Source organism: Nonomuraea sp. NPDC049378 (assembly GCF_055586745.1).
On record NZ_JBVJHP010000007.1, the window covers coordinates 1 to 10,840 of the forward strand.

At 71.4% G+C, this 10,840-nt stretch carries 13 protein-coding genes, 1 pseudogene and 1 riboswitch; of the genes and pseudogenes, 7 read left to right on the forward strand and 7 right to left on the reverse strand.

Going from position 1 to position 10,840, the window contains the following annotated elements:
• Both ACZ6SA_RS16345 and ACZ6SA_RS16350 read right to left on the reverse strand, forming a co-directional pair.
• Window positions 1-467: pseudogene (locus tag ACZ6SA_RS16345) on the reverse strand (DNA-directed RNA polymerase subunit beta); the annotation flags it as partial.
• A gap of 186 nt (window positions 468-653) precedes the next feature.
• Window positions 654-1,649, reverse strand: a complete 996-nt coding sequence (locus tag ACZ6SA_RS16350; protein WP_347650056.1) for a helix-turn-helix transcriptional regulator — start codon at window positions 1,647-1,649, stop codon at window positions 654-656.
• A 116-nt stretch (window positions 1,650-1,765) separates the two neighbouring features.
• On the opposite strand from ACZ6SA_RS16350, the gene ACZ6SA_RS16355 reads away from it, so the two are divergent.
• A complete protein-coding gene (locus tag ACZ6SA_RS16355; protein WP_465828633.1) occupies window positions 1,766-2,188 on the forward strand; it encodes a VOC family protein in 423 nt (140 codons plus the stop codon).
• Between the two features lie 97 nt (window positions 2,189-2,285).
• On the opposite strand, the gene ACZ6SA_RS16360 is transcribed toward ACZ6SA_RS16355, so the two are convergent.
• Window positions 2,286-2,804, reverse strand: coding sequence for a DUF2690 domain-containing protein (locus ACZ6SA_RS16360; protein ID WP_347650058.1), 519 nt, complete (start codon window positions 2,802-2,804; stop codon window positions 2,286-2,288).
• Between the two features lie 410 nt (window positions 2,805-3,214).
• On the opposite strand from ACZ6SA_RS16360, the gene ACZ6SA_RS16365 reads away from it, so the two are divergent.
• On the forward strand, window positions 3,215-4,201 hold the full coding sequence (locus tag ACZ6SA_RS16365) for a glycoside hydrolase family 11 protein (RefSeq protein WP_443156471.1): 987 nt from the start codon (window positions 3,215-3,217) through the stop codon (window positions 4,199-4,201).
• A 63-nt stretch (window positions 4,202-4,264) separates the two neighbouring features.
• On the opposite strand, the gene ACZ6SA_RS16370 is transcribed toward ACZ6SA_RS16365, so the two are convergent.
• Window positions 4,265-4,507, reverse strand: coding sequence for a carboxymuconolactone decarboxylase family protein (locus tag ACZ6SA_RS16370; RefSeq protein WP_465828635.1), 243 nt, complete (start codon window positions 4,505-4,507; stop codon window positions 4,265-4,267).
• 263 nt (window positions 4,508-4,770) lie between these two features.
• The gene (locus tag ACZ6SA_RS16375) at window positions 4,771-5,244 is read right to left on the reverse strand and encodes a GNAT family N-acetyltransferase (protein ID WP_465828638.1); all 474 of its coding nucleotides are present in this window, start codon (window positions 5,242-5,244) and stop codon (window positions 4,771-4,773) included.
• A gap of 65 nt (window positions 5,245-5,309) precedes the next feature.
• Between ACZ6SA_RS16375 and ACZ6SA_RS16380 the strand changes: the two genes are divergently transcribed.
• Window positions 5,310-5,909: a TetR/AcrR family transcriptional regulator gene (locus ACZ6SA_RS16380; RefSeq protein WP_465828640.1), complete on the forward strand. Its 600-nt coding sequence runs from the start codon at window positions 5,310-5,312 to the stop codon at window positions 5,907-5,909.
• 55 nt (window positions 5,910-5,964) lie between these two features.
• Window positions 5,965-6,447: a nitroreductase family deazaflavin-dependent oxidoreductase gene (locus ACZ6SA_RS16385; protein ID WP_347650062.1), complete on the forward strand. Its 483-nt coding sequence runs from the start codon at window positions 5,965-5,967 to the stop codon at window positions 6,445-6,447.
• Window positions 6,448-6,521: 74 nt separating this feature from the next.
• On the opposite strand, the gene ACZ6SA_RS16390 is transcribed toward ACZ6SA_RS16385, so the two are convergent.
• The gene (locus ACZ6SA_RS16390; RefSeq protein ID WP_465828642.1) at window positions 6,522-7,256 is read right to left on the reverse strand and encodes a TetR/AcrR family transcriptional regulator; all 735 of its coding nucleotides are present in this window, start codon (window positions 7,254-7,256) and stop codon (window positions 6,522-6,524) included.
• 83 nt (window positions 7,257-7,339) lie between these two features.
• On the opposite strand from ACZ6SA_RS16390, the gene ACZ6SA_RS16395 reads away from it, so the two are divergent.
• Window positions 7,340-8,182, forward strand: coding sequence for an alpha/beta fold hydrolase (locus ACZ6SA_RS16395; protein WP_347650064.1), 843 nt, complete (start codon window positions 7,340-7,342; stop codon window positions 8,180-8,182).
• Window positions 8,183-8,284: 102 nt separating this feature from the next.
• On the opposite strand, the gene ACZ6SA_RS16400 is transcribed toward ACZ6SA_RS16395, so the two are convergent.
• Window positions 8,285-8,758 carry an RrF2 family transcriptional regulator gene (locus tag ACZ6SA_RS16400; protein WP_347650065.1) on the reverse strand — a complete coding sequence of 158 codons (474 nt, stop codon included), beginning with the start codon at window positions 8,756-8,758 and terminating at the stop codon, window positions 8,285-8,287.
• A gap of 58 nt (window positions 8,759-8,816) precedes the next feature.
• Here ACZ6SA_RS16400 and ACZ6SA_RS16405 point away from each other — a divergent pair, with 58 nt between their 5' ends.
• Window positions 8,817-9,560 carry an SDR family oxidoreductase gene (locus ACZ6SA_RS16405; RefSeq protein WP_465828645.1) on the forward strand — a complete coding sequence of 248 codons (744 nt, stop codon included), beginning with the start codon at window positions 8,817-8,819 and terminating at the stop codon, window positions 9,558-9,560.
• 268 nt (window positions 9,561-9,828) lie between these two features.
• Window positions 9,829-9,973: riboswitch (cyclic di-AMP (ydaO/yuaA leader) on the forward strand.
• Between the two features lie 11 nt (window positions 9,974-9,984).
• Window positions 9,985-10,707, forward strand: coding sequence for a glycoside hydrolase family 25 protein (locus ACZ6SA_RS16410; RefSeq protein WP_347650067.1), 723 nt, complete (start codon window positions 9,985-9,987; stop codon window positions 10,705-10,707).
• The last annotated feature ends 133 nt before the right edge of the window (window positions 10,708-10,840 follow it).

A 10,840-nucleotide genomic window follows, 5' to 3' on the forward strand; every position in this document is an offset into this window, starting at 1 on the left:
CGCTCGGTGCCGTTGATGATGAACGTGCCCTTCGGCGTCATGAGCGGGAAGTCGCCCATGAACACCGTCTGGCTCTTGATCTCACCGGTGGTGTTGTTGATGAACTCCGCCGTCACGAACATCGGGGCGGAGAAGGTCATGTCCTTGTCTTTGCACTCGTCCACCGAGTATTTCGGCGGCTCGAACCGGTGGTCGCGGAACGACAAGGACATCGTCCCCGAGAAGTCCTCGATCGGACTGATCTCCTCGAGGATCTCTTCGAGACCCGACTGGGTCGGGACGTCCCTGCGCCCGGCCTGGCCGGCCGCCTCCACCCGGGCCTTCCACTTCTCGTTGCCGAGCAGCCAGTCGAACGACTCGGTCTGCGGAGCGAGAAGGTCAGGAACTTCGAGAGGCTCCTGGATGCGCGAAAATGACACGCGACGGGGACCGGCGGGTATGGCGGAGGCGTTGCGCGAGGCTGCCAACAGAAGTCCTTCCGGAAGGCACGGATGGAATCGAACTGCGCGCACGCAAAGCGCCCGGCAGAAGCCGGGCCGTCAGAGGGCAGCGCAAGGGAAGCAGCATAACGCAGAAGAGAAACGAATGTCTACACTTAATATTAGTGTCAACCTCGCTGCCGCCTTCAGAATGTCACAGCCGGGTCGATCTCGTCAACTTCTCGCGGTCGCGGCGGTCGCGTAGCGGCGGGCCAGGTGCGCGAAGGCGTCCTTGAGCTCGGCGGGGCCGACGACCTCGATGGCGGTGTCGAACCTGCCGATGGCGGCGGCCAGACCGGTCCATGACCACGAGCCCAGGACCAGCCGGCAACGGTCCGGGCCGAGCTCCTCGACGACCCCGTCGCGGGTGTATCGGGACACGTCGGCGGCGGGCGCCCCGAGGATCACCTCGCCGCGGCAGGGCCAGCCCCCGGCGCCCCCGGAGCCCAGGAACCTGCCGGCCACGAAGGCGGCCACGTCACCTCCGGGCAGCTCGCGCGGGGTGAAGCGGGGCCCCGCAGGGGTGCGCGGGGTGATCCGGTCGGCGCGGAAAGTACGCCAGTCGTCCCGGTCGAGATCCCACGCGACCAGGTACCACCGCCCGCCCCAGGTGACGAGATGATGGGGCTGCACCCGGCGCGGCGGATCGCCCATGCCCTCGCCGTCCACCCCCGGCGAGGCCACGGGAGCGTAGTCGAAGCGCAGCACCTCGCGGCCGTGGACGGCGGCGCTGAGCGCCATGAGCACGCCGCCGCCGACCTGCGCGCCGGGCCGGACCGCGGGCCGCTCGACGGCCGTGACCTGGAAGGTGTCGATCCGGCGGCGCAGCCGTGCGGGCATGACCTGCCGGACCGTGTTCAGCGCGCGTGCCGCGGCTTCCTCGATGCCGGCGCCGGTGGTGGCCGCCATCTGGAGCGCGATGGCCAGAGCGACGGCCTGCTCGTCGTCGAACAGCAGCGGAGGCAGCTCCGCGCCCGCGTCGAGCCGGTAACCGCCGTCGGGTCCCTTGAACGCCACGATGGGATAGCCCAGCTCGCGCAGGCGGTCGACGTCGCGGCGCACGGTGCGCGGGCTGACGTCGAGCCGCTCGGCCAGCAGCGCCCCCGGCCAGTCCCGGCGCGCCTGGAGCAGCGAGAGCAACGACAGCAGCCGGGCTGAGGTCTTCGGCATGATTCCATGATGCCCCGGGTAGCGGCCACACCCTGGCCGCTACCGCTGCGACGGTGACTCTCGCGCCGGACAACGGCGTTCGGAGAACGACAATCCAAGAGGCTAGGAGCCGAGACATGGCCGTCAAGTCCGTGACCCACCTGAACTTCCGGGGCGAGGCCCGCGCGGCGCTCGAGTTCTACCAGTCCGTGTTCGGGGGCGACCTCGCGGTCATCACGTACAAGGACGCCGGAAACGTGCGGGATCCCGCCGACGCGGACCAGGTGACGTGGGGCCAGGTGCTCGCCGGCGACGACTTTCACGTGATGGCGTACGACGTGCCCGCGCACATGCCGTGGAACCAGGGCGAGAACGCCTTCTTCCTCTCCCTTCGCGGCGAGACCACGCAGGAGATCTCCGCGTACTGGGAGAAGCTCTCCGCCGGAGCCGACATCGTGCAGCCGCTGGCGCCCGCGCAGTGGTCCGCGCTCTACGGGATGCTCAGGGACCGCTTCGGCGTCGTCTGGGTCGTCGACGTCGCGGGCGGCGGCAACGGGTGATCGCGAGGCTTGGCGCGCGGGCATGGGCCTGGCCCCGGCACCACATCGCCATGGTGCCGGGGCCAGGCCGGCCGGCCCGCATCCGGAACGCGTCGGATCAGCCGCACGCCCTCCCCGTGGTGCCGCTGCCCTTGCCGGCGCGGCCGATCCCGAACGTCACGCTGCCCGTGGCCTTGGCGCAGACGCCGCTGGGAGCGTGGACCATGTTGCCCCAGTGGTGGCCGCCGTTGCCTGCCCGGTAGGTGAAGGATCTGCTCTTGGAGCTGGTGAAGACGGTGATGGTGCCGGTGCCGCTCTCGGAGACCGAGACCTCTCCCCAGTTGGTGCCGCAGTGGCGGGAGTAGTAGAGCCGGATCGTGCCCAGCCGGTCACCGACCTCGTTCTTCAGCGAGGCCTTCTTCCCGGTGTTCACCTTGGTCCTGGCGCATCCGCTCCGGTAGGGGTCCTTCCCGTCGTACGGGTGAGCGCTCGCCTGCGCCGCGGCCCCCGCGACCGGCGCGGCCTGGGCCGTGCCGGTCATGGGGCCGGTGGTCAGGACACCGCCGGCCAGGGCGGCGATCGTTCCGAGGACGGCCATCGTCCTGCTGGTGGTCGAGGTGATCGTGCTGTCGCTCATGGTTCGGCGGCGGGCCTGCTTGTCAGACTGCGGCGCCCGGCCCGGTGTTCCGCCGTTCGGACGTCCTGGCTTGCGAGGACCACTCTGCGCCGGACCCGCCCGCGCGTCTGCGTCGAAGTGCACACAGACCGGATTCGGGCAACCAGGAAAGCCCGGGCAGAGCTCGATCCGGCGCCGGCCGGCCCGTCATCGTGCGCACCGAATGTTTCGGATAGATATTGAAAGTTTCATAAGCCTGGCTCGGCGCGACTCGCCGGCCATGCCCGCCGACCAGGCAAGATGCCCGGCAAAGACACCGCCTACCGGCCGAAAACCCACGTTCGAACGGGCGTCGTTGACAGCCCGCCAGGGTCGGACGAACACTGTCGCTGCCCGCCCCCAGCGAGCCCTCACGAGGAGGAAGCACGCACATGAACGACGCCCCCACCCCCCGCCGCAGACGCGGCCGCGCCAGGTTGTTCGCCGCCCGGGCAGGAGCCGTGGTGCTCGCCGTGGTCACCGCGATGTTGCCGTCCGTCGCCAACGCGGCCATCACCTCCAACCAGACCGGCACCAACAACGGCTACTTCTACTCGTTCTGGACCGACAGCAACGGAACGGTCTCCATGGAGCTGGGCTCCGGCGGCAACTACAGCACCTCATGGAGGAACACCGGGAACTTCGTCGCCGGCAAGGGCTGGAGCACCGGCGGACGCAGGACCGTGAGCTATTCGGGCAGCTTCAACCCGTCGGGCAACGCCTACCTGACGCTCTACGGGTGGACGAGGAACCCGCTCGTGGAGTATTACGTCGTCGACAACTGGGGCAGCTACCGGCCCACGGGCGAATACCGGGGCACGGTCACCAGCGACGGCGGCACGTACGACATCTACAAGACGACGCGCTACAACGCCCCCTCCATCGAGGGCACCAGGACGTTCGACCAGTATTGGAGCGTCCGGCAGCAGAGGAGGACCGGCGGCAGCATCACCTCGGGCAACCACTTCGACGCGTGGGCCCGTAACGGCATGAACATGGGCAGCCACGACTACATGATCCTCGCCACCGAGGGCTACCAGAGCAGCGGAAACTCCAACATCACGATCGGCTCCGGCGGCGGCAACCCCGACCCCGGCAACCCCGGCAACCCGGGCGGTTGCACGGCGACGCTGTCGGCGGGCCAGCAGTGGAGCGACCGGTACAACCTCTCCGTGTCGGTCAGCGGTTCGAGCAACTGGACCGTGACGATGAACGTGCCGTCTCCGGCGAAGATCATCGCCACGTGGAACATCAGCGCCAGCTATCCCAGCTCCCAGGTGCTGAACGCCAGACCCAACGGCAACGGCAACAACTGGGGCGTGACGATCCAGCACAACGGCAACCACACCTGGCCGTCCGTCTCCTGCAGCGCGGGCTGAGCCACCCCCTGACCGTGGCGCGGCACCCCATGAACCCGGACGCCGCGCCACGGTCATCCGGGGTCATGGGGCCGTGCGGCTCAGCTCCTCCTGGAGGATGGGCGCGGCCTCGGTGACGGCGTGGATGCCGACCACGCTGACGATGGCGAGCACCTCCGTGATCTCCTCGGCGGTTGGGCCGTGGCCAAGGGCGTTGCGCATGTGCAACTTCAGCCCGGGCTCGTACAGGTGCGTGGCGGAGGCGTCGAAGGCGATGAAGACCAGCTCCTTGACCTTCGGCTCCAGCACGCCGGTCGTCCAGGGCACGCCGGAGAAGTCGAGGTAGGCGCCAGTACATCGAACAGCAGAACCGTCCCGCCTGAGCCGAAGGACGCGGTCGAGCTGGCCGAGGCCACCGGCGTCCCGCTCCTGCTGGGCAGGGCGCCGCCGTGGCCGCCCGCGCCCTTAGCGACCGAGCTGTGGTCGGAGGCGGCGGGACGCCTGCCGCCCGCCGCCGACCACACCGAGATCGTGGCACCTCGCTGACGAACCCTGACCCCCAGGGCCGGGCGATCCCGCGGGTGCCGCGGTCACAGCGGGGCGGTCCACCATTCGGCCGCGATGGACAGCCCGGCCAGGCGGAGCGCCTCGCGCTTGGCCTCATCCGCGTGGCCGCACACCACCACGACCTGGACCGCCCCGCGCCGCCTGGCCTCCTCCGTGACCGCGCGCAGCAGGTCGGCGCCGATCGTGGCCCAGTCACCGTCGTCCGCCACGGCATAGTCGTCGAGCGTGCACGCAGGCCCGCCCGGGTCGTACACCGGCGGCGGGGGCACGAGCGAGGCGATGGCGAATCCGGCGAAGCGGCCTTCTCGTTCGGCCACCCGGCAGATGGCCTTGGAGTCTTCCACCAGCGTGGCGAGGAAGGCGGCGTGGCGGGCCTGCGCGTCGGCCGCGCGCCGCCAGAAGACCGGCTGGTACTGCTCGTACGTTTCCCGGCGGCGGGCCATCAGCTCGGCGATCGCCGCCACGTCCCCGGGCGAGGCGCTCCGAATGGCAATCATGATCTCCACCCTAGGCGGGGCTGATCGCGCTTTCCGTTCCCGGGCCCCTCTGCTAGTTTGGCCGTATGACCAACTTGGCCGACCGACCAAATTCGCCGCGCGGGGATCGCCGCCGCGAGCAACTCGTGGCGGCCGGCATCGCGGTGCTGCGGGACGACGGCTGGCAGGGCGTCACGACCCGTGCCGTGGCCCAGCGGGCCGGCACCAATCCCGGCCTGATCCACTATCACTTCGGCGGGCTGGCCGGGCTCCACACGGCGATCTTCCGGCAGGCCACAGAACTCATCCTCGGCCCGCTCGTCACCGAGCTGCTGGAGGCCGCGGACGAGCGCGCGGCCCTGGCGACCGTGCGGCGCCTGCTGCCCCAGGCGACCGGCGACGACCAGACGACCCGGCTGGCAGCCGAGCTGATCGCGGGCGCCACCCGCGATCCCGCGCTCGGCGTGGTGCTCCGCGACGAGCTGCGCCAGGCCCGCGCGCTGATCGCCGACCGTCTGCGCGGGGCGCGCCCCGGCTGGACGACGGACCGCCTGGACGGCGTCGCCACGCTGGTCGTCGCGGCGATCGACGGGCTGATGTTGCACTACATGATCGACGGCGACCTTCCCGTCGGCGCGGCGCTGTCCGCGGTGGAGGACCTGCTGGCGGCGCCTGACCCCTCGTGAGCGCGGCGAAGGGCTCCCTTTTCGCCGCACACGCCCGACCTCGAAAGGACCGGACATGGAAATCGTCAACAAGCCCGCGCCGCCGACCGGGCTGCGCCGCAGGTTGTGGCGCCTTCCCATCGCGTTGTACCGGGTCGGCCTGGGCCGGCTGCTGGGGCAGCGGATCATGCTGCTCACCCACACCGGCCGCGTCTCCGGCCGGCCTCGCCAGGCCGTGATCGAGGTCGTCCAGCGCGACGAGCGGGGCTATGTGGCGGCCTCCGGGTTCGGGCGGCGCGCCGACTGGTACCGCAACGTCCTGGCCGATCCCGAGGTGACCCTGCACGTGGGGGGACGCGCCCTGCGGGCCACCGCCGCGCCGATCCCGGACGAGCAGGGCGCGGAGATCATGGCCGCGTACGCGCCCCGCCACCCCGCCGCCGCCCGCCAGCTCTGCAAGATCATGGGCTTCGCGGTCGACGGCAGCGTGGCGGATTACCGGGAGGTGGGGCGGCACATACCGTTCGTCCGCTTCACCCCGCACGCCCCTGGCGCGTGACCGCGACCCCCTCGACCTGGCGAACCGAGGGGTGGCCCAGGTGCCGGAGCAGCACCTGGGCGGCCCGCGTCCCGCTACCCGGCGGTCCCCTTGCCGGCGGCGCGGCGGGCGGCCAGGCCGTCGAGCAGGCACTCCAGGGCGAACTCGAACCGCCGCTCGCTCTCGCGCTCCACGTCGATCTCGCTGGTGGCGGCCATCCTGCCGGCCAGCAGCGGGTGGCGATCGGTGATCTCGCGGACGAATCCCGCGGCCCGCTCGTCCCAGCCGGTTCCGGCCTCGCTCATGCGCGCCAGTGTGTCGCGCCAGGCGATCTCGGCGATGGCCGACCCGACCACGTGGTCGTTGACGGTCGCCATCGCCGCGTCCAGGTCCGCGTCGGCGAACCCGGCACGGGCCAGCAGGCGCAACCGTCTTTCGGCCAGCGCCAGCGCGTTCGGCCCCAGGTTCGGCCGGAGGGTCAGCTCCGACAGCGCCCACTGGTGCCGCAGCAGCATGTCGCGGTTGTGGCGGGCCAGGGTGGCCAGCGCCCGCCGCCAGTCCGGCTCCTCGGGCACGGCGCACACCTCTCCCAGAACGCGGTCCAGCGCCAGTTCGAGCAGGTCGTCCTTGGTGCGCACGTACCAGTAGAGCGACCCGGCGGTCACCCCGAGGTCGGCGGCGATCCGGCGCATCGACAGGCCGCGGTGCCCGTCGGAGTCGAGCACGGTCACGGCGGCGTCAACGATCTGGTCCCGGGTGAGCCGGCGGTCGCGCGGCGGCCGTTGAGGACGCAGCCACACGGACCCGTCGGAGAAGTCTGCGGAGGACACGGGATCACCGTACCCCGGGTTGACGTTCATCGTTCAGCGCCCTTATACAGTGATTAAGAGATTGAACGCTGTATAGGAGTGACATGTCCCCTCCCACCGCCACGCCGTTGTTCCGTGCGAACGGGCCACTGCGGGGCAGCGTGCACGTGACCGAGCTGGGCCCGCACGGCGCGCCGCCCGTGCTCTTCGTGCACGGCTCCACCAGCTGGGGCGATGATCCCGACTACGGCTTCGCCGCCCAGGCGCCGCTGGCCGGCCGCTTCCGCCTGCTGCTCATGGACCGGCGCGGGTACGGCCGCAGCCCGGATGCCGGTGAGAGGTTCCCCAGCGACTACCTGGCCGACGCCGACGACATCGCCGAGCTGCTCGGCGACGGCGCACACCTCGTCGGCCACTCGTACGGCGGGGTGGGTGCCATGATCGCGGCCGCCCGCCGCCCCGACGCGGTGCGCTCGCTCACCCTGGTAGAGCCCGGCTGTTATCAGGCCGCGGCCGACGACCCGGCCGTGGCGGACGCCCTGCGCGCCAACCGCACGGCCTACGCCGAGCTTCCCGAGATGACGCCGGAGCAGTGGCTGCAGGCCTCCGTCGGCTCGACCGGCGGCGCGCCGCTGGAGGCGAGCGAGCGGCGGCTGCGTGCCGCAGGCACCGCGCTGCGCGAACGGGTGTGCTGGGAGGCCGGGATCCCGCTCGCCGCGCTGCGGGTGGCCGCGTTCCCCAAGCTGGTGGTCTCAGGGACGTGGGAGAGCGAGCCCGAGCTGTACCGAGAGCGCGGGGGCGTCCCACTCATGGCCTGCGCCCGCATCACCGCGGAACGCATCGGCGGCCGTCACACGGCGGTCTCCGGCGCCGGCCACTGCCCCCAGGCGGACGCGCCGGAGACGCTGAACGGCCTGCTCGCCGAATTCTGGGACCGCGCCGCTTGATCGGCACGCCGGACCCGATCGGCGCCGTCGCGTAACAGGACATGCCGGGAAACGGCCGGCTGTTCCGCCCGATGCGCGGCGAGCCCGCGATCCGGCCTCCGGCTACGTGGCGCCCGACAGGCGCTGCCGGGTGCGGGCCGGCGCCCACTCCGGCAGCTCGGCGAGGATGTCGGCGAGGGTGACGTCGCCGAGGCTGGCCCGCCATGCCCGGTGGGCGTCGGCCATCTTCTCGGCGAGGACGCAGATGCGCTCACACTCCTCCGGGGGCAGCGCGCCGCGTCCCTGCTGACGGATCTCGCGGCACTCGTACGGCGTGGACCGGCCGTCGACGGCCTCGACGATCTGCAGCAGCGTGATCTCGGCGGCGGGCCGCGCCAGCCGGAAGCCTCCCCTCGGGCCGGTGGACGCGGCCAGCAGCCCGGCCTTGACCAGCTCCTTGAGCTGCTTGGTGAGGTAGGCCGCCGGGAGGTCGTAGTGGAGCGCGAGCTGCGCCGCCGACGCGCTGGCGCCCGGCTCGAGCTGGGCCAGCGTGGTCGCGCAGTGCAGAACCCACTCGGTGCTCACGGGCAGCTTCACGCTCCGATTCTATCGCAGCTATTATGGATCCGTTTAGTCCATGATTGAAGGGATCATCATGCGGATCGCAGTCGCCGGCGCGACCGGGAACATCGGGGCGCTCACCGTCGCGGCCCTTGAACGCGACGGCCACGAGGTCGTGCGCATCAGCCGTTCGCTCGGCGTGGACCTGGCGACCGGCGACGGGCTCGACGACGCCCTGGCCGGTGCGGAGGCGGTCGTCGACGCCATCAACGCGCCGGCGGCCGGCCCGGAGGAGACGGTGGCGTTCTTCGGCGCCACCACGCGCAACCTGCTGGCCGCCGAGGAGCGGGCGGGGGTGCGCCACCACGTCCTGCTGTCGATCGTCGGCATCCATCGCGTCGAGGGCAACGCCCACTACGCCGGCAAGCGGGAGCAGGAGCGCCTCGTGGCCGCCGGGCCGGTGCCGTGGACGATCGTGCCGGTCACGCAGTTCCACGACTTCGCCGAAATGGTGGCGGGCTGGACGGAGCAGGACGGCGTCGCCACGATCGCGCCGCTGCTCGTGCAGCCGATCGCGCCCGCCGAGGTGGCCGGCGTCCTCGCCGAGCTCGCGACCGGGGAGCCTCGGGGGCGGTACGCCGACGTCGCGGGCCCCCAGCCGCAGGACCTGGTGGACATGGCCCGGCGCACCCACGAGGCGCGGGGCCGTACGGTGCGGCTCGTGCCGACGTGGTCGGGAATCTTCGGCCCGGCGATGGCGGGCGACGTGCTGCTGCCCGGCGAGGGAGCGCGCATCGCGCCGACCACGTTCGACGACTGGCTCGCCGGGCAACGGTAGGCGGAGAGCCCCGGCGCCGGAAGGCGGTACGCCCGCCCGCTCACGTCACAGGAGTATCACGGGCCCCGTTCCGGCGGGACCCGCGTACGGTGCCGGAAAAACTTTGCCAAAGCCCTGGAACGCCTGCGAGAGCGGCGATCCAGGGCTTTACTATGGCAAACGACATTGCCTGGGGATTTGTACCACTTGCAGCGTTTATGGGGCGTTATATACCTTCTTGGGATTACGGCATACGGCACAGGCGAACGCTTGCCGAACCGTTTGCCGCGACGTTGACAGGCCGAATCCGCACAGCGCGGAGCCGGGGACCCACCTTTCCGGGGTGAATCGCACGCCAGCCGAGGGCTGCGCGCGTAGGGCACTTCCAAGCCCGAACCCGTCAGCTAACCCGGTAGGCACATGGAAGCAAGGAGTCGATCCCCCCATGCGCGAACTCACGCGACGTCTCACCCTGTCCGCCGCCGGCGCCCTGCTGGCCGGGACCACCGCCATCGCGGGCGCGAACCTGCCCGCGCACGCGTCGCCCGTCGAGCCGGGCTCGGCCCAGGCGGCCGAGCAGCGCACGCTCACCTACGGCCAGGACGTGTCCAACCACCAGCCGCTGCACGACTGGGCCGCCAGCCCCGCGCAGTTCGGCATCATCAAGGCCACCGAGGGCACCGACTTCCGCGACGCCGCCTTCGCCAGGCACTGGAGCGAGCTGGGCAAGAAGGGCATCGTGCGCGGGGCGTACCACTACGCACACCCCGGCAACGACCCCATCGCCGAGGCCGAGCACTTCCTGTCCATGGTGAACTCCCAGCCCTCCAAGCCCGGCGACCTGCTGGTGCTGGACCTGGAGACCACCGACGGCAAGTCCGTCGAGGAGGTCAACGCCTGGGCCAAGGCGTGGCTGTCGCACGTGAAGGCCGAGACCGGGGTCACCCCGATGTTCTACAGCGGCTGGAACTTCGCCGACACCTACGGCAAGGGCCTGGCCGAGTACCCGCTGTGGGTGGCCCACTACAGCAAGCCGAAGGGCACGGTGACGCCGCCCGCCGACTGGAAGACCTGGACCATCCACCAGTACTCCGACTCCCCCATCGACCAGAACGTCTCGGCGCTCTCCCCCGACGAGCTGCGCGCCCTGGGCCGCACGTCCGCCTGACCGGGTCCGGGGGGGGGGGGGGGGGGGGGGGGGGGGGGGGGGGAGAGGGGGGGGGGGGGAGGGGGGGGGGGGGGGGGGGGGGGGGGGGGGGTGGGTTTGTCTGGGGTCTGTGGGGGGGGACAACACCGACCAA